Origin of the sequence: Klebsiella sp. KTE92, assembly GCF_000398905.1 — a bacterium.
Classification (GTDB): domain Bacteria; phylum Pseudomonadota; class Gammaproteobacteria; order Enterobacterales; family Enterobacteriaceae; genus Klebsiella; species Klebsiella variicola.
In genome coordinates this window covers 2954539-2978397 of the sequence record NZ_KB976100.1, presented here as the reverse complement: position 1 = coordinate 2978397, position 23859 = coordinate 2954539, and the positions used below count along the sequence as shown (strand labels likewise).

Here is a 23859-nt window from a genome sequence, read left to right as displayed (position 1 = left end):
GCGCGGAGAGGGGATTAGCTGCGTACCAGAAGTTTATTCATATCAGCAGGCGAGGCATTAATATAATTCATCATGCCCGGTGGTTTGAATGAGTAAATTTCGGCTACGACAGCATTGTTAATATAATACCCTGCGCACTTGACCCGAATAATTAATGCGCTTTCAACGCCTGCCTGGCTAAGACGGGATTTTAACGTCTGAATAACCTGCCATAATCGCTGCGCAGACGGGCGAAGGTTATTTTTTTCCCAGACGTTAATCATCAACTCTTCATCGCTGACCACCCGTTCTCTGCCATGCGCCAACAGATATTCCAGTAAACAGGCCATGGTACTGCGTAGCTGAACTTGCGTTCGCGTCCCTCGCAGCGCGATAATTTCCCGATGATGCAGGCAGTAGAAAATATTATCTGCTAACTTATAGCCAAGCAGTTTATAGCCCTTAGTCATCCACCACTCCCTGACAAATCCAGTTATTGCCGGTGCAGAGTACCTGCCTGCTGCTGACTGACCAAGTGAATTTTATTTGTTAGAATAATCAAAACAAATAACCATGTTTGTATACATAAGTAGAATAAAAATCTGATAAATGATTATTGCTATGCAGGATTGTATGGTATAGGAAAAGTCTTAAACAAACGTCAGCCGCTGGTAAGCGGTTGAATATATAGGTGTCAGGAAAAACTAAATGCACTTATATTGATCTAGATCAATTTTGCTCATTTCAGGAGGCTTTCACCATTTACATAGTAAAACAAAGATTGAAATAACTTCCGTTACGCGATGATAAGCTGATTCTGAACTTATGGAACTACCCAGGGAATTGTTCATTACTTTTCAGGAGCGTTTTTATGGTCATTGCAACTCGTAAGCCTCTGTGTAACAAACGCTGGTCGGCCAGCCCGGCCTCCCAGGATCTTCAGTTGACTCAGCTACGCCACCCGTGGGTCGCCACCAAAGCCAGCTGCAAAAGCAAAAAAGCCTGGAAAAGCCGCAGTTAGCGGCCTGCCCAACCCCCTGACATAAAGCCCTGCTTGTTCCTGCGGACAAGCAGGGCTTACCTCTGCGACCTTTACACCGACTGCAACAGATAACCAGAAGGCGTCTCCACCACCCTGGCAAAGCCGGGCAGACCAAGATGCATGCCGGCGATCAGCCATTGTTCGCTGGCGGCCTGGCGCAGCAGACATTCCCGGGTTTGTCGGGCCTGTTCAGGATCGACGTCGAAGGCGATCGACACCGACGTCCGGGTGGTCTGAATGGTCGGGAAATGGACAATATCCCCCCAGATCAGCAGCGAGGTATCGCCCGCCTCGAGACGATACCCGGTATGGCCGGGCGTATGGCCGGGCAGAGGGCACGGGTGGATCCCGGCGACCGTCTCCTCACCATCAACTTCGCGAATTTGCGCCGCGCAGATTGCCAGTACGCGGTGGACGAGCAGCACGTTGCGCCGGCCGCGATCGCTGGCGTTGTCCAGTGTGGATGCCGCCACCCAGTAAGCGCGTTCCCGCGAAGGCAGGAACACCGTGGCGTTGGGATACGCCGGGGCGCCGGTTGCCGTCAGCAACCCGCCGATGTGATCCGGGTGCGCGTGGGTGAGGAGGATGGTGTCAATCTCCTCAGGGCGTACGCCGAGCAGCGCCAGATTGGCGATAAGCGCACCGCCGACGCCATTGACTCCCCCGGTGCCGGTATCCACCAGTACGGTATGCCCGCGTCCGCGGATAAGATAGGCGCCGATCGCAATGGCCTCCGGTGAGGCTAACCCGGCGTTCCGCTGCAGGCGCTCCGCCTCCTCAGGCGTGATACCCGAGAGTAAGGACAGTGGCGCCGACATCTGACCATCACTTACGGCGGTCACCGTCAGGTCGCCTGCGGTCAACGTATAAAAGGGAGCTGGTGTCATGGCGACCTCACGCGCGTTGCGCCGGGTTACGTAACCGGGCGGTGATGGGTTGATAGATAAAGACGGCGGCAGCCGTGGCCAGGTGATGCAGGTCGTCACGCGGGACGATGACGGCATACCGGGTTTGTTGCGTCGCCAGGCCGCCAGGCAGCAGGACGATTGCCGGGGAGATGGGTAGCGTCTGAGGCGTATCGCTCAGCAGGAGCACCTCATCAGACCGGACCTCCCGCACGCCGCTATCTGCAACATAGAGGTGGCGGTGCCAGTCGGTGATCGCCGATTGCCAGCGGGCAAAATGGCCGCCACCGTTGCGGCGGTAGGCGTCGCTGTCGATGACGGTAGCATCGTGGATATCGTGCAGCGCCAGGTAGCGGGGGCACTCCTCGTTGAGGGCGCGGAAGCGCTGTGAGGCGTAAAAACCGGGCACAGAGACCAGCGCCGGCAGTTTTTCCTGATTGTAAAAGGTATTCCACGCTGTTTCGCTTTGGGGATCGGTGTAGGCGCATTCGACGACATAGAGCATAGTGACCTCGCTGGACAGATGATTGAGCGCGCAAAGCGCTTTAGTGACTTTTCATCATCCTATCGGCTAAAAATGGCGCTGAAAAACGATGTTAATTCAATGGTCAGTGATATTCTGTCACTGACTTTCGGTGAGCCTGCACAAGGAGCATTGGCTATGCGTCGTAAAATCCCCAGCAGCGCTGCGCTACTGGCTTTTGAGGCCGCTGCCCGTCACGGCAACTTTGCCCGCGCGGCGGCGGAACTCGCGTTAACGGAAGGGGCCATCAGCCGGCAGATTGCCCGTCTGGAAGCGCTCCTCGACAGTAAACTCTTCGACAGGACGGGGAGCCGGGTGCGGCTCAATCCGGCTGGCGCCCGCTATGCCCGCCAGGTCCGCGAGATCCTCGCCCGTCTGGAGCGGGACACCCACGACGTCAGCGGGATGCCCTCCGATGGACATAGTCTGGAGATCGCCGTGCTCCCCACCTTTGCCAGCCGCTGGTTAATCCCCCGGCTTGGACGCTTTGCAGCGCAGCATCCGCATATCGTGGTCAATATTGCCGCCCGCAGCGATCCCTTCATCCTCCCGGGCAGCGGTTTTGATGCCGCCATCCATTTTGATCACCCGGCGTGGACTGGCATGGATGTGACCTTTTTGTTCGAGGAGTATCTGCTGCCGGTCTGTCATGCGGCGTTGCTGACGAATGATGATCTCCCCGGGCAACTGAACCGATTGCCGCGCATTCACCGGCGGCAGAACCCTGACGCCTGGCTGCTCTATGCCCGGGAATGCGGGCTGGTGCTGGATAATCCGGCGCAGGGGCCGCGCTACGATCTGCATGAGATGGCCATCGCCGCGGTACTGAGCCAGCAGGGGGTGGCGCTGGTGCCGAAGATGTATGTGGAAAGTGAGCTGCGCGCCGGGACGCTGGTCGCCCCGTGGCCGGGCTCCCCGACGCTGGCTAAGCGCTTCTGCCTGATCAAACCCGGTGGCGGGGAGGGAGAGCTGGCGCTGCAGGTGTTTGAGCGCTGGCTGCAGACGGAGATTGCAGCCGGTTAAGTCAGGGCTGGCCCGGAGACATTTAGCGTCGCCCGCTGGCGGGCATATTTCCCCGGCGATATCCCGGTATAGCGGGTAAAAGCTACGCTGAACGCGCTGGCGGAGCCATAGCCGATGCGCTCGGCGATATCCGCAATGCTGATGCCCGTCTCGCTCAGCCACTGCATGGCCAGGGTCATTCGCCAGCCTAACAGATAGCCCATCGGGGTCATCCCGGTCAGGTCGGTAAAGCGTTCAAATAACGTCGAGCGAGACAGCGCGCAGTCGGCGGCCAGGGCGTTGACCGTCCAGCGTCTGGCGGGGGCCTGATGCAGCAGGCGGATTGCCTGGGCGACCCGCGGGTCGCTCAGCCCGCGCATCAGACCGGGGGTGGCGAGCGTGCCGGAGGAACGGATGGCCTCGATAAAAAGTAGCTCAACCATCCGCGCCAGAACGAAAGATTTGCCCGCGCGATCCGCCTTCGCTTCCTCTTTCAGCAGCCCGACAAAGGTGGCCAGCCGCGGTTGATTGCGGACCACCACAAAGGCTGGCAACAGCGAGGCCAGCAGGCTGGCGTTCGTTGAACCGGAAGCGCAGTGGCCAATCAGCGCCTGCATCTGCGCAGGCTTGTCGAGGGCTCCAAGCCGAAAGTGTCCCTCCGCCAGTTGCACCGGGATGGTCTCCAGCGCCGGTGAAGGGGGCGGGGTCAGGCTGGTTAGCGCGAAGCGGTACGCCGCCGGGATCAGAATAAAATCCCCGGCGCGCAGGATCTGCGGCTCATGCTGGTCTATTTCCAGCCGACAGCCGCCTTCCAGCACGACGCCATAAAATGACAACCCCTGGTCCGAGCGTATCACTCGCCAGTCTCCCGCCCCCTCAACGGTTTTGGTCAGCACCGCTCTGAGATTTAGCATGGCAATAACCTCCGCCAACGGATCGCTCATTTCCGGACTCCTGCTAAAGAATGATGGATTATTGACCCTATATCGTCCGACACGGCCTGTCTATGATCAAAAGGAAGAAGCCATTCGGAGACAGAGATATGCAAACGATAATGATCACCGGCTGTTCATCGGGTTTTGGCCTGGAGACGGCGCGTTATTTTCTCGAGCAAGGCTGGAAGGTTATTGCCACGATGCGCGCTCCGCAGGAAGGTGTGTTGCCCGCCAGCGACCGTCTGCGGCTGGTGCGTCTTGACGTCACTTCGGCGCAGAGTATCGCAGAGGCCATTGCCGAAGCCGGAGAGATTGATGTGCTGGTTAACAACGCCGGGGTGGGGATGCTTAATGCCCTGGAGGGCGCGTCGCGCGAGGCGATAGCAGACCTGTTTGCCACCAATACCCTGGGAACGATTGCCATGACCCAGGCGGTGATCCCCCGGTTCAGAGCGCGCCGAAGCGGGACGATCGTTAATATTACCTCGGCGGTCACCCTGCAACCGATGCCCCTGCTGGCGGTATACACCGCGAGTAAGGCGGCGGTGAATGCCTTCACGGAGTCGCTGGCGCTGGAGCTTCGTGCTTTTAATATTCGCGTCGGGTTGATCCTGCCGGGACGCGCTCCCCAGACCCGCTTCGGGGAAAACGCTCGTCGAACGATGGGCCAGCTCCCGGAGAGCTATGCGGCGCTCGGCCAGCAGATCTTCGACAGCATGCAGGATAACGCCAGCGTGACGCAGACGACGGATGTGGCTCAGGCCGTCTGGCGAATGGTGCACGATCCTGATGCCCCTTCGCGGCTGCCGGCAGGGGAAGATGCCCTGGCGATGGCGCAGGCCAGTCTTCGCCGTGTCTGAAGACAATATGCGGGTCTTGTCTGTCAGACGGTAGGTGCGCAAGCTGCCGCTGCGCTTTATGGCCGGGGAATATTATCCCTGTCAGTATCGTCTGGATAATATTAGCGGGTTATACGACATAACGGTCAGGCGGCGCTTACTGATGTAAATCAGAAAAGCAATGTATTTCATGGTGCGTTTTCGCCGCTTATTCTGGATATGTGCGAACCGCCCGCCATATTATGACATCATCAATGGCTCAGGTCTTTTATATGTAAATTCTCAATGTAATTCGGGCGTTAATCTTAAAAAGTTAGTCTGGCCCGGTCGGGGCTGGACTTTCTTTATTCTACTATGGCAGGGTTTCATCCCTGCTGTACCGCGCGCTCGCTTTTTTACGCCAGGGAATAGTTTTCAGTACGGAATATTTCTTTGGTGGATTATGAAGATAAAACGAACATTACTCATCATACTTTCCCGTGTTATCAGGGGAGCAGGTATGGGATTAGGTACTTCAGATATCGCGCTGGCTGGCTGGTCTTTTTTTTTCTCAGTAAATGAATATAAATTTCTCTAGGGTTTACTTTCAGTTGTGGAATTCCTGGTGGGGTATCTGATATATCGATTTTCATATGCATATATTTATGATGAATGGAATGATTATCATTAAAAATTAAACGGCGTGGTCTGTTGATCGATTTTTGATGCTCATGACTGTGGAGTAAAAATATGAGTGTGATGGGTGCCCTTTCAAATACTTGAAGTGTCGTTTTGCCAGCGTTAATTTTGTCTGAATCTGAGGAACGAAACCCTGTGCAATTTGTGAACGGGCTTCATGACGTAAAATTCGGGCCACACTGAGTGAAATTTCAGGTTAGAGGCCGAAACTTATGCTGCATTGTTTTCCGTTATGATAGTAGTGAAAGTGCCATTTTTGCTTCCTGATTTGCTGACAGACAGGGAGTGGCCATCCATATCGGTCAGCGAGTCATTTGGGGGAGTAGCCGCCATTACGAATGGCCGTGTCGGTTAATGGCATAGTCGTCACCTTTGTTTTGTCTGCAGTATTCTGTCACGTCAGTGCCCGGAGTTTTAAAGCCTGAAATGTTTTCCGCCGGGAAAAAATGCCTTGTTGCAATGACACATTCCCCACCGTTTGTGGCTTAAAGCGCCATTTCGATGTGCTCAAAAATGTACTTAAAAGGGTTGGCTTCCCCTGCACGAGTGTGGAATATGCAAGGAAAAATCTTTGCCAATACACAACATTTTAAGTCAGCAATACCATCGGGGGGCAGGTGATAAAACACAGAAATTACAGAAGGATAACTGATTGGTGCGTCTGAATGGACTCGAACCATCGACCCCCACCATGTCAAGGTGGTGCTCTAACCAACTGAGCTACAGACGCATTATGGTGCGTTTAATTGGACTCGAACCAACGACCCCCACCATGTCAAGGTGGTGCTCTAACCAACTGAGCTATAAACGCATTATGGTGCGTTCGATTGGACTCGAACCAACGACCCCCACCATGTCAAGGTGGTGCTCTAACCAACTGAGCTACGAACGCAATGTTGTGGTGACAACGGGGACGCATATTAGCGGCAGGGAGAGGATGTGGCAAGAGGTAAACGTCACTTTTCTTGCACATTGCATGCGATTGCGGAACTTTTACCCATTCCGGATATATTTTACTGAACCACAAGGATATTTCTTCGCCAGCGAGCGTCATGACTCGCCTTTTTTCTGCCAGTCTAACTCTGCGCGGTACGGTTGCCGTTGTGTTAAATTATCGGCCACCAGAAGAGAAGGAGTCATAACGAAGATGAAATCGATTGGTATTTTTTGCGGTTCTTCAGCTGGCGAACATCCGCTGTATCTCGACACCGCCCGTCTGGTCGGACGTACGCTGGCGCAGCAGGGGCTGGCGCTTGTCTATGGCGGCGGCAAAGTCGGTCTGATGGGGGCGGTCGCCGATGCGGCGCTGGAGGCCGGTGGCGTGGTGATCGGCGTGATGCCGCGCGGCCTGGTGGAGCGGGAAATTGCCCACCGCGGCTTGACGGAGCTGCATGTGGTCGAGGATATGCACGAGCGGAAAACCAAAATGGCGGCGCTGGCGGATGGCTTTATTGCCCTGCCGGGCGGGGCGGGGACGCTCGAAGAGATTTTCGAACAATGGACCTGGGCGCAACTGGGGATCCATGAGAAACCGTGCGCGTTCCTGAATATCAAGGGTTATTACGATCCGCTTCAGGCGATGGTCGACAACATGGTACGGGAAGGATTTATGCACCCGCGCTACGCGGAGATGCTGCCGTTTGCTACCTCGGCAGACGAGATTATCGCCGGTTTTCGCGACTATACGCCGCCGGCCCGTAAATGGGTTCAGCAGCCCGCTATTTAAACATCAAGCGCAGGGTAAACAGCGCGCAGACGATGAGCAGTAACAGCAGCAATTCGAAGCGATAGCGTTGCAGCATGATGTCCTCCTGAAAAAAAAACCGGCGCTGTTCAGCGCCGGTTTATCACCTTAACGCCCTGACCATTATGCCGCCGGTTTAACTGCGTGGTGTGCCGCTTTATGATGTTTCTTTGCAGCCTGCGCTTTCTGCGCGACTGCCGGTTTCGCAGCGGCTTTATGGTGTTTCTTCGCCGCCTGGGCTTTCTGCGCGACTGCCGGTTTCGCAGCGGCTTTATGGTGTTTCTTCGCCGCCTGGGCTTTCTGCGCGACTGCCGGTTTCGCAGCGGCTTTATGGTGTTTCTTCGCCGCCTGGGCTTTCTGCGCGACTGCCGGTTTCGCAGCGGCTTTATGGTGTTTCTTCGCCGCCTGGGCTTTTTGCTCAGCAGCCGGTTTTGCAGCGGCTTTGTGGTGTTTCTTCGCCGCCTGGGCTTTCTGCTCGGCTGCCGGTTTCGCGGCCGCTTTGTGGTGTTTCTTAGGCGCATGGGCTTTATGCTCGGCTGCCGGTTTCGCGGCCGCTTTGTGATGTTTCTTATGGTGAACGGTGGTATGGCTGGCAGCTGCGGCCGGGGTGGCGCTTGCGGCATCGGCAGCGAAAGCAACTGATGACAGACCCATAGCAGCGGCAACAACCAGAGCTAATACTTTTTTCATTCTGAAATCCTCGAATTGGTTTCTTGAGTAACCCCACTGCGGGGCTGTTGACCACACTATATGCGTCTCGGGGAGTGCCATCAGTGAGTCTTTGGTGTCGGGGAGTAACGGAATGTACAACGTGGTCGCAATGCCGGAGAACGAAAAAGCCCGCCGGAGGGGCGGGCTTTGCAGGGACTAGCGCGCGGCGCGCTGTAAGATGATGCTGGAGGGCTGGCGCTGTAGAAAACGCATCCGCAGCATCATCATGATGGCGGCGGAGGTCAGGCCGATGATAAATCCACACCAGAAACCGGCGGGCCCCATGCGTGGCACAACCATATCGGTCAACGCCAGCAGATAGCCGCTCGGCAAACCCAGCACCCAGTACGCGGTAAAGGTAATAAAAAAGATAGACCGGGTATCTTTATAGCCGCGCAGAATGCCGCTGCCGATCACCTGGATGGAGTCGGAGATCTGATAGATAGCCGCCAGCAGCATCAGGTGTGAGGCCAGCAGCACCACCTCGGGATTATCGTTATACAGCAGGGCAATCTGTTCACGCATCAGCACGGTAAAGATAGCGGTAAATACCGCCAGGCAGACGCCCACGCCCACGCCGGTGCGGGCCGAAACCTGGGCATCGATCGTTGAACCTTGTCCGAGACGGAAGCCGACGCGAATGGTGACCGCCGCCGCCAGCGATAGCGGCAGAACGAACATCAATGAGCTGAAGTTAAGCGCGATCTGGTGACCGGCGACGTCAATGATCCCCAGCGGGGAGACCAGCAGCGCGACGACGGCAAACAGCGTGACTTCAAAGAACAGCGCCAGAGCAATGGGCAGCCCCAGCTGCACCAGCCGTAACAGGACGGCGAAATCGGGGCGGCTGAAGTGCTCGGCGCAGCGGATATCCCGCATCGAACGCGCCCGACGCACCCACCACAGCATGCTGGCGAACATCACCCAGTAAACCGAAGCAGTCGCTACCCCGCAGCCGACACCGCCCAGCTCGGGCATGCCGAAATGACCATAGATAAAGATATAGTTCACCGGAATGTTGACCAGTAAGCCGATAAAGCCCATGACCATCCCGGGTTTGGTTTTCGCCAGCCCTTCACACTGATTACGGGCAACCTGGAAGAACAGATAGCCCGGCGCGCCCCACAGCAGCGCGCGCAGATAGCCAACCGCCTTCTCAGCCAACAGCGGGTCGATATTATGCATGGAGCTGATGATATAGCCGGCGTTCCACAGCACGACCATAATCAGCACCGAGACAAAGCCGGCCAGCCAGAAGCCCTGACGCACCTGCTGTGCGATGCGATCCCGCCGTCCGGAGCCGTTAAGCTGCGCCACCACCGGGGTCAGCGCCAGCAGCAGCCCGTGGCCAAAGAGGATCGCCGGCAGCCAGATGGAGGTCCCGATGGCCACGGCGGCCATATCCGTGGCGCTGTAGCCACCCGCCATCACGGTATCGACAAAACCCATCGCTGTCTGCGCCACCTGCGCAAGGATGACGGGTATAGCCAGAGCTAATAACTGACGCGCTTCAACGAAATACTTCTGCACGTGAACACCTTTATTTTGTTGTTATTTTGAGACTAAAAAAGCCGCCGTAACTGGCAGCAAGGGGATAAAAATGAGGAATTTCCAGTCTATTGTAGCGAGGATTAGCCATTAAGCCAGTGAAAAAAGAGTCGAGGCACGAAGCGCGCTGGCAACCGCTTTGCCCTCCTGTTATTGTTCCCGATAGCGAAAACGGTAATGATACCGTCATGATTTTCAACAGGAGCCTAACATGTTTACTGGTATTGTTCAGGGAACCGCGAAAGTGGTCTCCATTGATGATAAACCCAATTTTCGCACCCATGTGGTGGAGCTACCGGCGCATATGCTGGAGGGGCTGGAAACCGGCGCCTCGGTAGCCAATAACGGCTGTTGCCTGACGGTGACCGAAATAAACGGCGCGCACATCAGCTTCGATCTGATGAAAGAGACGCTGCGGATTACCAACCTCGGCGATATTCAGATCGGGGATGAAGTGAACGTCGAGCGGGCGGCGAAATTCAGTGATGAAATCGGCGGGCATCTGATGTCCGGCCATATTATGACCACCGCGGAAATCGTGAAGATCCTCACTTCCGAAAATAACCGTCAGATCTGGTTTAAAGTGCAGGATCCGACGCTGATGAAATATATCCTTTATAAAGGTTTCATCGGTATTGATGGCATTAGCCTGACGGTGGGCGAGGTGACGGCAACCCGCTTCTGCGTGCATCTTATCCCGGAAACGCTGCAGCGGACCACGCTGGGCGCGAAAAAGCTGGGTGACCGCGTCAATATTGAGATTGACCCGCAAACTCAGGCGGTTGTCGATACGGTTGAACGCGTGCTGGCCGCGAAAGACGTTGCGTCTAAGGTGAATGAAGCCTGAAAAAAATCCCCCGCCGGTGAGCGGGGGAGATTTTGTTAGCGGGCGATGCGTAGCCCATGTTCAATGCCGCGCGAGAACACTACCTGCCAGAGCTGAATGTCACGGGCGCGGAAGGCGCCGGCGCAGGCGTTCAGATAATAGCTGAACATCCGTTTGAAACGTTCAGAATAGTTATCGGCAATTTCCGGCCAGCTGGCGAGAAAACGCTCATACCAGGCCATCAGGGTGGTGTCATAATCGGCGCCGAAGTTATGCCAGTCTTCCATCACAAAGTGCTTCTCGCTGGCATCGGCGATCTGCCGAACCGACGGCAGACAGCCGTTGGGGAAGATATATTTATCGATCCACGGGTCGACGTTATGGTCGGTGACTTTGGAACCGATGGTGTGCAGTAAGAAACGGCCGTTGGGTTTCAAATTACGATCCGCGACCTCAAAGTAGGTGGCGTAATTTTTCGGTCCCACGTGCTCGAACATACCGACGGAGACGATACGGTCAAAGCTGTCGTGCAGATCGCGATAGTCCTGGAGCCGAATCTCCACGTCAAGATCAGCGCAGCGCGCCTGGGCCATCTTTTGCTGCTCGGCGGAGATGGTCACGCCGACAACGCTGACCTGGTAATTTCGCGCCATATACTCGGCGAGCCCGCCCCATCCACAGCCGATATCCAGTACCCGCATCCCCGGCTCAAGCTCCAGCTTACGACAGATGAGGTCCAGTTTAGCCTGCTGCGCCGCTTCGAGGGTTTGCGCCTCTTTCCAGTATCCGCAGGAATACTGCATGTAGGGGTCAAGCATTCGGCTGAAGAGATCGTTGCCGAGATCGTAATGCTCTTTGCCAACAATCCAGGCGCGTTTTTTACTTTGCAGATTGAACAGGCGAGCGCCTGCGATGCGGAGTGTATCTTTGAAATGGTGAGGGAGCTGTTTTTCCAGTCCGGCGCGAAGCACTTTGTGGAAGAATATATCCAGACGCTCGCAGTCCCACCAGCCGTCCATATAGCTTTCGCCTAACCCCAGCGACCCCTCCTGCAGGACACGTTTAAAGAAAAGAGGGTTTTTAATTCGCAGGTCTGACGGCGCGGAGCCATTGATTTCTATTCCCGCACGGCCCAATAATTCAGCTGCAATCCGGTACCAGTCATCATTTGGTACACTTACTTCTTCTATACACGATGAACTCATAGCTTCTCCATCACGCCCAAGTGATCAGAACCTTAAAACAGCGTAGACGCTTTTTTGGCTTTGTGAGAAATCTCACGGATAATCCGTGAAGTCGCTATCCGACGTAGAACAGAGGAAGGGAGATAACCCTTGCCGAAAGGCCTTCCATGGTGAAACGGAGGCATCCTGCATCCGTTAATATTTAACTATTTTCTATTTATGTGAACCCGGATCCAGTATAGGACGCTAAGTACTGGCTTTCAATAAAATTTTCTTAGCATGCTAACGACTGGTCCGGGCAACGGCGATGGGCGTTACGCGTGGGAAGAGTGGGGGGTCAGCTCCGGCGTTTGCTGCAGGCGATAGCCGATTCCGGCTAAGCCAATCGAGACCAGCATCACGCTGGTGGTGGTCAGCAGCGGCGTGGCGATCAGCGCCGATACCAGCAAACTGGTCAGGAAGCACAATCCCAGCTGCAGCGTATTCTGCAGCGCCGCCGCGCGGCCCGTTGCCTGCGGGAAGGGTTTCAGCGCCTGGGCGACCACAATGGGATAGATCCCGCCGTTGACCACCGCCATCATGCAGAACGGGATCATTAACGCCACCAGCGAGGCATGCGTTTGCAGGCCGACCAGCCAGGTGGCGGCAACGCTGACGGCGAAGACCACCAGCAGCCACGGCAGCATCTGTTGTCCTGACCATTTTTGCAGCAGCGCGCGACAACCATAGCCGCCCACCAGAAAGGCGATGGTCTGTGGGATATAGCTCAGGCCGATAGCGGTTGGGCCATAGCCCATTTCGTGCAGGATAAAAGGTGAACCGGTAAGCCAGGCGAAGAAGCTGGCGGAGCAGGCGGCGTAGATCAGGACGTTGCCGCTGTATTCCCGGGAGCGCAGCAGCGCGAGAAAGGTGATCTTCTGCTGCGTCACTGCTACCGACTTTGCGGCTGCCTTCAGGCGCAGGGCAGGCAGCATCAGCAGCAGAGTGATGGCAAACAGGGTTGCGAAGATGGCTTGCCACTCGAAGTGCACCAGTAGCCAGCTACCCAGCAGCGGGGCCAGCGCTGGCGACAGTCCTACCAGCGGCATAATGGTGGCGAAGATGCGGTTCGTGCGCTGGGCAGGATAGTAATCGGTGACCATCGCCTGCCAGGTAACGGCCGCGGCACAGACGCCAATCGCCTGCAAAAAGCGCAGCGCCAGCATCAGGGTAGCGTTGTGCACCCACAGCATCCCCAGACAGCCGGCCGCGAAAATTGCCAGGCCGCTCAACAGCACCGGTTTGCGCCCATAGCGGTCCGACAGCGGCCCCCAGAACAGCTGCCCCAGCGCGAAGCCGGCGAGGAACAGGCTCAGGCTGGCGCTGATGGAGGCAGCGGAGGTATTGAGATCCTGCTGCATGGCGGCAAACGCCGGCAGGTACATATCGGTGGCCAGAAAGCCCAGCACGCTCAGGCCTGCCAGCCAGACTAAAAATCCTTTCCCAGGTTGTGACATAACGTTCTCATTTTTGGAGTACAGGTACGATGCCGCAGAGTGTAGGGAGTGCATTGTGGCTTGTGAAACGCTAATATTTGTCACATGCATTCAAAAATTTTGCAGGCAGAAAATGTGGTCTGAATACTCTCTGGAAGTGGTTGATGCCGTGGCCCGCAACGGCAGCTTCAGCGCGGCCGCGCAGGAGCTGCACCGGGTGCCCTCCGCCATCAGCTATACCGTGCGTCAGCTTGAAGAGTGGCTGGCCGTTCCCTTGTTTGAGCGCCGCCATCGTGATGTGGAGCTGACGCCCGCAGGGGTCTGGTTCTTACAGGAAGGGCGCTCTGTTATCAAAAAAATGCAGATCACCCGCCAGCAGTGCCAGCAAATCGCCAACGGCTGGCGCGGGCAGCTGTCGATCGCGGTGGATGATATTGTGAAACCGGCGCGGATGCGCCAGATGATCGTCGATTTCTATCGCCATTTTCCCGACGTCGAGCTCATCGTTTTCCAGGAAGTGTTCAACGGCGTATGGGATGCGCTGGCCGACGGCCGTGTAGAACTGGCGATTGGCGCAACGCGATCTATTCCGGTCGGGGGCCGCTATGCGTTTCGCGATATGGGGATGCTGAGCTGGGACTGCGTGGTGGCGAGCGATCACCCGCTGGCGAAGATGGAGGGACCCCTGAGCGATGATGTCCTGCGTAACTGGCCGTCGCTGGTGCGGGAGGATACGTCACGTTCACTGCCCAAACGAACAACCTGGCTGCTGGATAACCAGAAGAGGGTGGTGGTCCCCGACTGGGAATCGTCGGCCACCTGTCTGTCGGCGGGCCTCTGCGTCGGCATGGTGCCGAGCCATTTCGCCCGACCATGGGTAGATCGCGGCGTGTGGACCGCGCTGGCGCTGGAGAATCCGTTCCCGGATGCCGCCTGCTGTCTGACCTGGCAGCAGAGTGATGCCTCACCGGCGCTGAACTGGATGCTGGACTATCTGGGGGACAGCGACACGCTGAATCGGGAATGGCTGCGGGCGCCGGAGTGATCCGCGCCCGCCAGATGCCTTACCGACGATAATCGACAAACGGGCCATCCGCCACGGAGCGGCGTTCGACCAGACGAGGATGAACTTCGATAGACTGCGACTCTTCACGCTTATTAACGATACGATCCAACAGCATGTTAAATGCGGCTTCGCCCAGGGAATCTTTCGGCTGATGAATAGTGGTTAACGCCGGGCTGAAATAGCGGGCGTTACGCACATTATCATAACCGATCAGCGAAATGTCCTGCGGCACCCGCAGCCCCATTTCATCCGCCGCGCAGATAGCGCCCATCGCCATGATATCGCCGCCGCAGAACACCGCCGTCGGACGGTGCTGCTGGCTTAAGATCTGCTGCATAGCGCGGTAGCCGGACTCCGGCTCGAAGTCGCCCTGCACAATCCAGTTTTCCGGCACGCTGATATGCGCCTCTTTCATCGCCTGCATAAAGCCGGCCAGGCGGCCTGCGCCGGTGTTGCGCTCCAGCGGACCCGGGATCACGCCGATTTCACGATGGCCACGTTCAATCAGGTAGCGTCCGGCGATATAGCCGCCCTGGAAGGCGTTATCGATCACCGCATCGGTGAAGTCGGCTTTTGCTTCGCCCCAGTCCATCACCACCATCGGGATATGGCGATACTCTTCCAGCATGCTCAATACCGAATCCGGATATTCGGAACACATCACCAGCAGGCCGTCGACACGCTTCTGTGCCATCATCGACAAATAGGCGCGCTGTTTTTCCGGATCGTTCCATGCGTTGCCGAGGATCAGGGTGTAGCCCTTCTGGAAGCAGCTCTTTTCAACAGACTCAATAATTTCAGCAAAATAGGCGGCTTCGCTACTGGTCGCCAGCAGACCAATCGATTTTGTATGATTGACTTTCAGGCTGCGGGCCACGGCGCTCGGCGAGTAGTGCAGCTCTTTAATCGCCGCCCACACCGCATTGCGCGTCTCTTCGGCAACGAAACGGGTTTTGTTAATTACATGTGATACAGTTGTAGTGGAAACGTTTGCGCGCTTCGCTACATCTTTAATAGTTGCCATTACATCTCACTCCATGCCTTGACCTGATCGCCTGATCATCGATACGTAAACGTTTGCCTACACACACCCTGAATACAATTTTCAACATTGCATCACGTCGGGAAAACGACACAGAACGACAGGAAGGGGTCAATGGCCGATACGCTTTTAAATTAGCGTGGGATTTTGTCCGATCTTGGGGCAAAGTGGAAGAGCAAAAATGTGCATCGCCCTAAATCCCGGAAGATTTTTGCGATTTTTTGTGCAAAAATGAGCAAGCTCACTTTTGGTGTGGGGATAACAAGAGGGAAAAATGATGGATACCAATTTAAAGTTTTCGCTGATCACCACGGTTATTGCCCTCGGCGTGATCGTCGCTTTCAGCCTGACCGCCATACTGCACTAATGTTCCAGTGAGGGAGGAGCGCGGCCTCCTCCCCGTATCCCGCCATTATTATCAATTCTGCAAAAATCTTTTGTCATTTCGTTCACTTTTGTTTTTTTGTGATTGATGTCATGCTTTTGACTTCTGATGTTACGCCGTCGTCTCTGACGGTCTGATGGAGTCATTGAATGAAAATCAACTTTCCTTTACTTGCGCTGGCGATCGGCGCCTTTGGCATCGGTACCACCGAGTTCTCCCCAATGGGATTGCTGCCGGTGATTGCGAAAGGTGTGGACGTCTCAATCCCAGTGGCGGGAATGCTGATCAGTGCGTATGCCATCGGCGTCATGGTCGGCGCGCCGTTGATGACCCTGCTGTTGTCACATCGCGCGCGGCGCAATGCGCTGATTTTTCTGATGGGGATCTTCACCGTCGGCAACCTGTTGTCATCCATTGCGCCGGATTACACCACCTTGCTGCTGTCGCGCATTATTACCAGCCTCAACCACGGTGCTTTCTTTGGCCTGGGGTCAGTGGTCGCAGCCAGCGTCGTGCCAAAGCATAAGCAGGCCAGCGCGGTAGCCACGATGTTTATGGGGCTCACCATCGCCAACATCGGCGGTGTACCGGCGGCCACCTGGCTTGGCGAAACCATCGGCTGGCGGATGTCCTTCCTGGCCACCGCGGGGTTAGGCCTGCTGGCGATGGTCAGTCTGTGGTTCTCTCTGCCGAAGGGCAGCGCCGGTGAGCGCCCGGATGTCAAAAAAGAGCTTTCAGTCCTGCTACGCCCGCAGGTACTCTCCGCCTTGCTGACTACCGTGCTCGGTGCCGGGGCAATGTTTACGCTGTATACCTATATCTCGCCAGTGCTCAATACGCTGACCCACGCTTCATCGCTGTTTATTACCGCGATGCTGGTGCTGATTGGCGTTGGTTTTTCGCTGGGCAACTATCTGGGCGGCAAATTCGCCGACCGGTCGGTCTCTGGCACGCTGAAAGGCTTTCTTCTGCTGCTGATGGCGATCATGCTGGCGATCCCGCTGCTGGCGCAATCCCAGGCCGGAGCGGCCATCAGCATGATTGTCTGGGGCGCAGCAACCTTTGCGGTGGTTCCGCCGCTGCAGATGCGGGTCATGCGCGTGGCGCATGAAGCGCCGGGGCTCTCTTCTTCGGTGAATATCGGCGCGTTCAACCTCGGCAACGCGCTGGGCGCCGCCGCCGGTGGGGCGGTGATCTCTGGCGGACTGGGCTATGCGTTTGTGCCGGTGATGGGGGCGATTATCGCCGGTCTGGCGCTGCTGCTGGTCTGGTTCAGCGGACGAGCGCAGCCGGAAGAGGCCTTTGCCCGCCAGTAACGCGAGTGTAGGGAAGGGCTAAAAAAAACCGCAGCCGGGGAGACCCTGCTGCGGTTTGTCGTTTATGCCGCCAGGTTGGCCGCAACAAACTTCCAGTTAACCAGCGCCCAGAAATGGTCCAGGTAGCTTGGACGGGCATTGCGGTAGTCGATGTAGTAGGCGTGTTCCCAGACGTCAACGGTCAGCAGCGGCTTCGCGTCGGTGGTCAGCGGGGTACCGGCGTTGCTGGTGGAGACGATAGCCAGGCTGCCGTCGGCATTTTTGACCAGCCAGGTCCAGCCCGCGCCGAAGTTTTTCGCTGCGGCATCGGTAAATTTGGCTTTAAAATCCGCAAAGCTGCCGAAGGATTTGGCAATCGCGGCCGCTAACTCGCCTTCCGGTTCGCCGCCGGCGTTCGGCGCCAGGCAGTTCCAGTAGAAGGTGTGGTTCCAGACCTGGGCTGCGTTGTTGAATACGCCGCCTTCAGAAGTGCGGACGATCTCTTCGAGAGATTTGCCTTCGAACGCAGTGCCTTTGATCAGGTTGTTGAGGTTAGTGACATACGCCTGGTGGTGTTTACCGTAGTGATATTCCAGGGTTTCTGCGGAAATGTGCGGCGCCAGGGCGTCTTTTGCATATGGTAATGCAGGTAATTCAAACGACATTGCTACTCTCCTTATAACTTTTTGTTTTAGCTCACATTGACAAGATGAGGTTTTCATCAGAATCGTGTTCTGGCCACCCGACGCTGTCGCGTCACGGGCTGTTATTGTATTGAGAATGTTAACATTTGCCGCAAGCAGTGAAAAGCCTTACAACGATAAAGGCTATTGCCGCAGGCGCAACTGATGAAGGCTTAACCGTTTTCTACGGGGCGAGGCGTCAAACCGCTCGCAGATGTTGCAAAAATGTATAAGGAGACGCCGTCTGCGCTTTTCCGACTCTTGCAGGGAAGGTTTAACGTCTTCTGTTTTTCTCTGACGATCGCAGCCGCGCATCATGGTTGAGGGTGATATGTCTTTAAAATTAATGGTTTAATTAAAATATGCGCCCAGGCAATCGCCGCTATGCCAATAATTCATTGTCTATTTTGCTATTTGTATGACAAATATGACCGCCGACATGAATTTCCCACAGGATGGCTACGATGGCAAAAACAGGTGAGGTGGTGAGCCCGAAGATGATCCCGGTTGTACAGGGGATCGTTGACTGGATCGAAGCCCATATTTTAGACACCCTGCCGGTCAGCACGATTGCGAAAAAGTCCGGTTATTCGCACTGGTATTTCCAGCGGCAGTTCGCCATGGTGACAGGCTGCACGCTGGCGAACTACGTCAGTCGGCGAAAAATGACCATTGCGACAATCTATTTAACGCAGACGCAAGCGTCGATACAGAGTATTTCTCAGTGCCTGGGATACGACGGACAGGCCGCTTTCTGCCGGACCTTTCACCGTCACTTTGGTATGTCGCCCACCCGCTATCGTCGGGAAGCGCCGGGCAAGGAGATGAATATGCAGTATCCTTTGACGGTAGAAGGGAAAGACGCGCAGGTGAGGCGGTCTGCCGCCGTAGCGGCAGACCAGGATCAGCGAATGGTTTTCGGCGTCATGACGCGACGAGCGCCAACATAATGGCGAACCCAGTAATCCTCGCTCAGGGAGGTGATTTGTATATCACGACCTGTGCGTGGTGACTGAATAAATTTCCCGTTGCCGACGTAGACGCCAACGTGGTCGGCAGTACCGCGTCCGCGGGTGCGGAAGAAGACCAAATCGCCGCTCTGCAGTTCATCACGATCCACCGGACGCGCATCGCGCAGGTGGTACATTTCATTAGCCGTACGCGGGATGTGAATTTTGACCAGGTCCTTATAGGCGTAATAAACCAGTCCGCTGCAGTCAAAGCCGGTACGTGGCGAGGTGCCGCCCCAGCGATAGGGTTTACCCAACTGGCCCATCAATTTGTTCATGGCGGTACTTTGCGCTTTCTGCACCCGGACTTTATGGGCGTCGGCGATCGTTAAATTCGCATCGCTGGCCTCAGGTTTACAGCGTTTTTTATAGCCCTTACGCACCACGCATTTGCTTTTGACGCTGTTCAGCGCCAGGGTCGGCTCGGCGCTGGCGGCGACCGTTTTCGCGCACTGCTTTTTATAACCTTTACGCAGCACGCATTTTTTCGTCGCGCCGGCGGCCTGACGATGAAGTGCGGTTTGGCTTGCTGCGGTAGTGCGGGAAGGGAGCCGGGTGCTCGAGGACTTTTTACTGGTGGTTTTAGCGGTGGTTTTACTTTTTTGACTGGTAGCTTTTTTCTTGCGCTCTGAGCCACTTTTCGCGGGCAACGCCTTTGGCGAAGCGGAGGCGTGCGTATGCCCTGACGCCTGAGCCAGTGGCGTGAATGAGATAGATGTGAACAGTAATGCACAGAGCGATATCGCGATTTTGTTTAGCCGCGCCACTGAGCAATCCCCTGATTAATTACAGACATGTACAAATGCCTGACGATGAATGACAAACCGGAATGATTCTAAAGCATAAAAACCCGGAAAGTTAATATTCTTTTGTATCAAAAATGTCGATTGGTTAACGATTGCAAGAAAACGCGTCAGACATTGACCGCCTCGCACAGAAAATGCGCAATGAGCGCCCGCCTGCGACGGCAAAATGATATTTTTAAGGCAACTTCGCGCAACAGAAGATAAAATATGAATAGTGAAAAAAATGTTATTATCCGTCCTGCCTACAGGACGCTACAATGACAAGTTACTGCCGTAGAAAGAAGTTTAAGGAAGCACGACAATGAGCTCGACTTTAGAAAAGATCCAACGCCAAATCGCTGAAAACCCGATCCTGTTGTACATGAAAGGGTCGCCGAAGCTGCCAAGCTGCGGTTTCTCTGCCCAGGCCGTTCAGGCGCTGTCCGCCTGTGGCGAACGTTTTGCTTACGTTGATATTCTGCAGAACCCGGATATCCGCGCCGAGCTGCCTAAATACGCCAACTGGCCGACTTTCCCGCAACTGTGGGTAGACGGTGAACTGGTGGGCGGCTGCGATATCGTCATCGAAATGTACCAGCGCGGTGAACTGCAGCAGCTGATCAAAGAGACGGCGGCGAAGTACCACACCGACGAGCCGAAAGCGGAGTAATTCCCGCCATCCGTAAAAAAGCGACTTCCTGGAAGTCGCTTTTTTTATCACTCCGGGGTGGCCACGGGCAGCGGCCAGCCGCCCAGACGCTTCCAGCGGTTCACAATCTCACAAAACAGCTGCGCCGTCTGCTCGGTATCGTACAGGGCGGAGTGGGCCTGCGCGCCATCGAACGCCATACCCGCGGCGATACAGGCTTTCGACAGCACCGTCTGGCCCAGCGCCAGCCCGCTCAGCGCGGCGGTGTCGAAGGTAACAAACGGATGGAACGGATTGCGTTTAAGCCCCGCGCGTTCGGCGGCGGTCATGGTGAAGCTGTGGTCAAAGGTCGCATTGTGCGCCACCATGATCGCCCGGCTGCAGTCGCTCTCTTTCATCCCTTTGCGTACCATTTTGAAGATGGCATGCAGGGCATCGTATTCGCTGACGGCGCCGCGCTCCGGGTCGTGCGGGTTAATTCCGTTAAAGGCCAGCGCTTCGGGCTGCAGATTGGCGCCCTCGAAAGGTTCAACATGGAAATGCAGCGTTTCATCGGGCATCAGCCAGCCTTGCTCATCCATCTTCAACGTAATGGCGGCGATCTCCAGCAGAGCGTCGGTTTTGGCATTAAATCCTGCGGTTTCAACATCAATCACCACCGGATAAAAACCGCGGAAACGGTCGCACAGACCATTCAGTTGAGCATTCTCGGACATCAGATTCTCTTAGCTGGAAAAAAGTAGCGCGCATTATGGCAAATTTTGCCGCGGCTTGCAGCAGGCAGGGGTGAAAACAACGGGCGCCGCAGCGCCCGGGCGAGCCATGGCATTAAAGAGGCCTGGCTCGGGAAGCGTTAGTTGCCCAGACCTTTGCCGGCATCTTTCTCTTCAATGAGCTCGATTTTGTAACCGTCCGGATCTTCCACGAAGGCGATGACGGTGGTGCCGCCTTTTACCGGGCCGGCTTCACGGGTGACGTTGCCCCCGTTCTGGCGGATCCGTTCGCAGGCTTCGGCGGCGTTGTCGACGCTCAGCGCGATATGGCCGTAGGCGGTGCCCAGCTCATAGCTGTCCACGCCCCAGTTGTAGGTCAGTTCGATCACCGCGGTTTCGCTCTCTTCGCCGTAGCCGACAAAGGCGAGGGAGTATTTGTATTCCGGGTTTTCGCTGGTGCGCAGCAGCTTCATGCCCAACACGTTGGTATAGAAGTCGATAGAACGTTGCAGGTCGCCAACGCGCAGCATGGTGTGGAGTAAGCGCATAATGTCCCCTATGCAGTTTATTTGATAGATCAGAACCTTGAGTATAGCGGCGATACGTCGCCGCTATCAATGGAGTGTATGGGTCCACCACATATTGCAATTTTTACTCTCACGTAAAATATAGTCTACTGGCGTCATTAGTTCGAGTGATTTATGTGGCCTTTTGCTGTTATACAGCACCAGATATTCAGCCATTCTTTGATTAAACAAATTCAGGTCTTCAAAAAGCAACAATTCATTGAATTCAATAAATTGTTCTCTAAGTGTCCGGTTAAATCGCTCACAGGTCGCATTCATTTTCGGTGTGTACGGATAGGTCCAGATGTGTTTAATCGAGGCTTCCTGCAACGTTTTATCAAAGTTTCCAAGGAATTCCTTACCGTTGTCAGTGACAACCTGTTTGATAGCAACAGGAAAGAGCTTTGTGGCCTTGCTGAAGAAATGGCTGGTGATATCGCTGTTGAGTGAAGGAACTGCCAGGGCGAGCGCGTAGTCGCTGTGCTCGTCGATCATGGTAATGATATAGCGGCGCAGATCCCCCATTCTGAGTTCAATCGCGTCCATCCCTATGAGTTCGCCTGTTTTTACCGGGCGGTACTGTTTCGGCCTTCTGGGCTTCACTGAGCGTTTTTTTATCAACCTGACTTTGCCTCTGGCACTTAGGCGTACGGGGACCATCCGCATTTTATCGTGAGCTCCGGCAATGATCCTTCCAATGGTTGACGTGCTGGGACAGGTAAAATGCCGCAGTTCACACCATGCCTTCAGCCTGACAAAAATCTGCTCTTTGCCGAGATTGGGTAGTTCAGTTCTCAGGCGCCTGATTTCCTTGAGCACATCAGGGTGCCAGTGCCTTGAACGGCGAATCAGCGGGGCTTTGCTTCTTGGAATAAGCGCTTGAGGACCACCGGTGCGAAGCAACTGGCGCCACCAGTAGAGCGTTCGTGTTGATACGCCAAATGCATCAGCTGCGGCACGGATACCATGCTGATCCCAGAAGTTCAGGGCTTTCATTCTTAACTTCGCAATCTCAGGCATAAGGGAGTGTTTCATCGCATAAGCAGTTGCTCGGTAATACCCAAAATAGCCTACTCCGACATGTTGCATCAACATCAGGTAACCCCCCTTATTAACCCTGAGGTATTTGCAATATCTGTGTGAACTTACACATGGAGGGATTACAGCGTAGGGTAGTCGGTGTAGCCTTCCGCGCCGCCGCCATAGAAGGTTTCCGGGCGCTGCGGGTTGAGTGCCGCTTTTTTCTGCAGGCGGGCCACCAGATCCGGGTTGGCGATGTAATCGCGGCCAAAGGCCACAGCATCAATGAGCCCTTTATTGATAAGATCGTTAGCTTTTTCTACCGTGTAGGCGCCAGCGCCAATGATCACGCCCGGGAAGCGGTCGCGAACTTTCTGACGGAAGGCTTCGCTGTACGGCTTGCCGCCCGCCCAGTCCGGCTCGGACATGTGCAGATAGGCGATACCGCGTTTCGCCAGTTCGCTAATCAGATACAGCGCGTCTTCTTCTTCGTTCGGGCCATTATCCACATTCTGGAAGCTACCAATCGGCGACACGCGGATGCCGATCCGGTCAGCGCTCCACTCTTTGCTCACTGCGTCGACCACTTCCAGTACCAGACGGGCACGGTTCTCCACGCTGCCGCCGTACTGATCGGTACGCTGGTTCGCCGACGGCGAGAGGAACTGGTGCAGCAGATAGCCGTGGGCCGAGTGCAACTCAACCAGATCGAAGCCAGCGTCACGGGCATTGCCGACCGCCTGACGGAAATCGTCGACGATCCCCGGGATCTCTTCGGTTTCCAGGGCACGCGGCATCGAGGTGTCGGCGCGAATAGCATGGCCGTTTTCATCGCGCAGGGAGGTGCGAGTACCGGCGCTCAGCGCGGAAGGCGCTACCGGCGCGCCGCCGCCAGGTTGCAGGCTGCTATGGGAAATACGCCCGGTGTGCCACAGCTGGACGGCGATACGGCCATTTTCCGCATGAACACCGGCGGTGATTTTCTGCCAGGCGGCAATCTGCTCCGGGCTGTGCAGGCCCGGCGCGCCGGCATAGCCTTTGGCCTGGGCAGAAATCTGCGTCGCTTCGGTGATGATCAGGCCGGAGCTGGCGCGCTGGCGGTAGTATTCGCCCATCAGCGGGGTAGGGATATCGCCCGGCTCGATGCTGCGCAGACGCGTCAACGGCGCCATAAATACGCGATTAGGGACGGTGACCGCACCGACTTTCAACGGGCTGAATAATTTTGCTTCCGACATAGTGACTCCTGAGTAG

General features: G+C 55.8%; 24 protein-coding genes, 3 tRNA genes and 1 pseudogene. 10 read left to right on the top strand and 18 right to left on the bottom strand.

Annotated elements, in window-relative coordinates; all coding sequences use genetic code 11:
* Positions 1 to 14: 14 nt before the first annotated feature.
* Entirely contained in the window at positions 15 to 449 is a 435-nt protein-coding gene (locus tag A1WC_RS11335) for a winged helix-turn-helix domain-containing protein (protein WP_012968028.1), read from the bottom strand.
* Between the two features lie 401 nt (positions 450 to 850).
* On the opposite strand from A1WC_RS11335, the gene A1WC_RS27950 reads away from it, so the two are divergent.
* Complete coding sequence (locus A1WC_RS27950; RefSeq protein ID WP_012541503.1) at positions 851 to 1000, top strand: hypothetical protein; 150 nt, start codon at positions 851 to 853, stop codon at positions 998 to 1000.
* Between the two features lie 71 nt (positions 1001 to 1071).
* Here the strand turns inward: A1WC_RS27950 and A1WC_RS11340 are convergent, their stop codons facing one another.
* Positions 1072 to 1908, bottom strand: coding sequence for an MBL fold metallo-hydrolase (locus tag A1WC_RS11340; RefSeq protein WP_016161212.1), 837 nt, complete (start codon positions 1906 to 1908; stop codon positions 1072 to 1074).
* Positions 1909 to 1915: 7 nt separating this feature from the next.
* A complete protein-coding gene (locus A1WC_RS11345) occupies positions 1916 to 2431 on the bottom strand; it encodes a hypothetical protein (protein WP_016161211.1) in 516 nt (171 codons plus the stop codon).
* Between the two features lie 156 nt (positions 2432 to 2587).
* On the opposite strand from A1WC_RS11345, the gene A1WC_RS11350 reads away from it, so the two are divergent.
* On the top strand, positions 2588 to 3472 hold the full coding sequence (locus tag A1WC_RS11350; RefSeq protein ID WP_016161210.1) for a LysR substrate-binding domain-containing protein: 885 nt from the start codon (positions 2588 to 2590) through the stop codon (positions 3470 to 3472).
* Here the strand turns inward: A1WC_RS11350 and A1WC_RS11355 are convergent.
* Positions 3469 to 4395: an AraC family transcriptional regulator gene (locus tag A1WC_RS11355; RefSeq protein ID WP_016161209.1), complete on the bottom strand. Its 927-nt coding sequence runs from the start codon at positions 4393 to 4395 to the stop codon at positions 3469 to 3471. The genes A1WC_RS11350 and A1WC_RS11355 overlap by 4 nt on opposite strands.
* Before the next feature lie 98 nt (positions 4396 to 4493).
* Between A1WC_RS11355 and A1WC_RS11360 the strand changes: the two genes are divergently transcribed.
* Positions 4494 to 5246, top strand: a complete 753-nt coding sequence (locus tag A1WC_RS11360; RefSeq protein WP_016161208.1) for an SDR family oxidoreductase — start codon at positions 4494 to 4496, stop codon at positions 5244 to 5246.
* 1310 nt (positions 5247 to 6556) lie between these two features.
* Here A1WC_RS11360 and A1WC_RS11365 read toward each other — a convergent pair.
* The 3 genes from A1WC_RS11365 to A1WC_RS11375 form a co-directional block, all read right to left on the bottom strand.
* Positions 6557 to 6633, bottom strand: a tRNA-Val gene (locus A1WC_RS11365).
* Positions 6634 to 6637: 4 nt separating this feature from the next.
* A tRNA-Val gene (locus A1WC_RS11370) sits at positions 6638 to 6714 on the bottom strand.
* Positions 6715 to 6718: 4 nt separating this feature from the next.
* A tRNA-Val gene (locus A1WC_RS11375) sits at positions 6719 to 6795 on the bottom strand.
* Positions 6796 to 7050: 255 nt separating this feature from the next.
* Here A1WC_RS11375 and A1WC_RS11380 point away from each other — a divergent pair.
* Entirely contained in the window at positions 7051 to 7629 is a 579-nt protein-coding gene (locus tag A1WC_RS11380) for a TIGR00730 family Rossman fold protein (protein WP_008804612.1), read from the top strand.
* Positions 7630 to 7941: 312 nt separating this feature from the next.
* On the opposite strand, the pseudogene asr reads toward A1WC_RS11380, so the two are convergent.
* A pseudogene (gene asr, locus A1WC_RS27230) lies at positions 7942 to 8337 on the bottom strand (acid resistance repetitive basic protein Asr); the annotation flags it as partial.
* A 177-nt stretch (positions 8338 to 8514) separates the two neighbouring features.
* Positions 8515 to 9888 (bottom strand): MdtK family multidrug efflux MATE transporter, encoded by a 1374-nt coding sequence (gene mdtK / locus A1WC_RS11385; RefSeq protein WP_016161206.1) that lies wholly within the window; start codon positions 9886 to 9888, stop codon positions 8515 to 8517.
* Positions 9889 to 10117: 229 nt separating this feature from the next.
* On the opposite strand from mdtK, the gene A1WC_RS11390 reads away from it, so the two are divergent.
* Positions 10118 to 10753, top strand: a complete 636-nt coding sequence (locus A1WC_RS11390) for a riboflavin synthase (RefSeq protein ID WP_012541513.1) — start codon at positions 10118 to 10120, stop codon at positions 10751 to 10753.
* A 35-nt stretch (positions 10754 to 10788) separates the two neighbouring features.
* On the opposite strand, the gene cfa is transcribed toward A1WC_RS11390, so the two are convergent.
* On the bottom strand, positions 10789 to 11937 hold the full coding sequence (gene cfa / locus A1WC_RS11395; protein ID WP_008804616.1) for a cyclopropane fatty acyl phospholipid synthase: 1149 nt from the start codon (positions 11935 to 11937) through the stop codon (positions 10789 to 10791).
* Between the two features lie 293 nt (positions 11938 to 12230).
* Complete coding sequence (gene punC, locus A1WC_RS11400) at positions 12231 to 13412, bottom strand: purine nucleoside transporter PunC (protein WP_012541514.1); 1182 nt, start codon at positions 13410 to 13412, stop codon at positions 12231 to 12233.
* Between the two features lie 112 nt (positions 13413 to 13524).
* Here punC and punR point away from each other — a divergent pair, with 112 nt between their 5' ends.
* The gene (gene punR, locus A1WC_RS11405; RefSeq protein WP_012541515.1) at positions 13525 to 14436 is read left to right on the top strand and encodes a DNA-binding transcriptional activator PunR; all 912 of its coding nucleotides are present in this window, start codon (positions 13525 to 13527) and stop codon (positions 14434 to 14436) included.
* Between the two features lie 19 nt (positions 14437 to 14455).
* Here the strand turns inward: punR and purR are convergent, their stop codons facing one another.
* Positions 14456 to 15481, bottom strand: coding sequence for an HTH-type transcriptional repressor PurR (gene purR, locus A1WC_RS11410; protein WP_004202888.1), 1026 nt, complete (start codon positions 15479 to 15481; stop codon positions 14456 to 14458).
* Between the two features lie 292 nt (positions 15482 to 15773).
* Here purR and A1WC_RS27500 point away from each other — a divergent pair, with 292 nt between their 5' ends.
* Together A1WC_RS27500 and A1WC_RS11420 are read left to right on the top strand one after the other, a co-directional pair.
* Positions 15774 to 15866 carry a YnhF family membrane protein gene (locus A1WC_RS27500; RefSeq protein WP_012968036.1) on the top strand — a complete coding sequence of 31 codons (93 nt, stop codon included), beginning with the start codon at positions 15774 to 15776 and terminating at the stop codon, positions 15864 to 15866.
* A 167-nt stretch (positions 15867 to 16033) separates the two neighbouring features.
* Positions 16034 to 17200 carry an MFS transporter gene (locus tag A1WC_RS11420; protein WP_016161205.1) on the top strand — a complete coding sequence of 389 codons (1167 nt, stop codon included), beginning with the start codon at positions 16034 to 16036 and terminating at the stop codon, positions 17198 to 17200.
* A gap of 62 nt (positions 17201 to 17262) precedes the next feature.
* Here the strand turns inward: A1WC_RS11420 and sodB are convergent, their stop codons facing one another.
* Positions 17263 to 17844 carry a superoxide dismutase [Fe] gene (gene sodB, locus A1WC_RS11425; RefSeq protein ID WP_002907771.1) on the bottom strand — a complete coding sequence of 194 codons (582 nt, stop codon included), beginning with the start codon at positions 17842 to 17844 and terminating at the stop codon, positions 17263 to 17265.
* 482 nt (positions 17845 to 18326) lie between these two features.
* On the opposite strand from sodB, the gene A1WC_RS11430 reads away from it, so the two are divergent.
* Positions 18327 to 18812 (top strand): helix-turn-helix domain-containing protein, encoded by a 486-nt coding sequence (locus A1WC_RS11430; protein WP_008804621.1) that lies wholly within the window; start codon positions 18327 to 18329, stop codon positions 18810 to 18812.
* On the opposite strand, the gene A1WC_RS11435 is transcribed toward A1WC_RS11430, so the two are convergent.
* Positions 18767 to 19639, bottom strand: a complete 873-nt coding sequence (locus A1WC_RS11435; RefSeq protein ID WP_012968037.1) for a C40 family peptidase — start codon at positions 19637 to 19639, stop codon at positions 18767 to 18769. The two genes, A1WC_RS11430 and A1WC_RS11435, sit on opposite strands and share 46 nt — an antisense overlap.
* A 340-nt stretch (positions 19640 to 19979) precedes the next feature.
* Between A1WC_RS11435 and A1WC_RS11440 the strand changes: the two genes are divergently transcribed.
* Positions 19980 to 20327 (top strand): Grx4 family monothiol glutaredoxin, encoded by a 348-nt coding sequence (locus A1WC_RS11440; protein ID WP_002907768.1) that lies wholly within the window; start codon positions 19980 to 19982, stop codon positions 20325 to 20327.
* Between the two features lie 47 nt (positions 20328 to 20374).
* Here A1WC_RS11440 and rnt read toward each other — a convergent pair whose 3' ends face one another.
* From rnt to A1WC_RS11460, 4 genes are all read right to left on the bottom strand, one after another.
* On the bottom strand, positions 20375 to 21022 hold the full coding sequence (rnt, locus tag A1WC_RS11445; protein ID WP_008804623.1) for a ribonuclease T: 648 nt from the start codon (positions 21020 to 21022) through the stop codon (positions 20375 to 20377).
* A 137-nt stretch (positions 21023 to 21159) separates the two neighbouring features.
* Positions 21160 to 21567, bottom strand: coding sequence for a lactoylglutathione lyase (gloA, locus tag A1WC_RS11450; RefSeq protein ID WP_002907764.1), 408 nt, complete (start codon positions 21565 to 21567; stop codon positions 21160 to 21162).
* Positions 21568 to 21633: 66 nt separating this feature from the next.
* On the bottom strand, positions 21634 to 22680 hold the full coding sequence (locus tag A1WC_RS11455; RefSeq protein ID WP_016161204.1) for an IS481 family transposase: 1047 nt from the start codon (positions 22678 to 22680) through the stop codon (positions 21634 to 21636).
* A 65-nt stretch (positions 22681 to 22745) separates the two neighbouring features.
* Positions 22746 to 23843 carry an alkene reductase gene (locus A1WC_RS11460; protein WP_012968038.1) on the bottom strand — a complete coding sequence of 366 codons (1098 nt, stop codon included), beginning with the start codon at positions 23841 to 23843 and terminating at the stop codon, positions 22746 to 22748.
* Between the last annotated feature and the right edge of the window lie 16 nt (positions 23844 to 23859).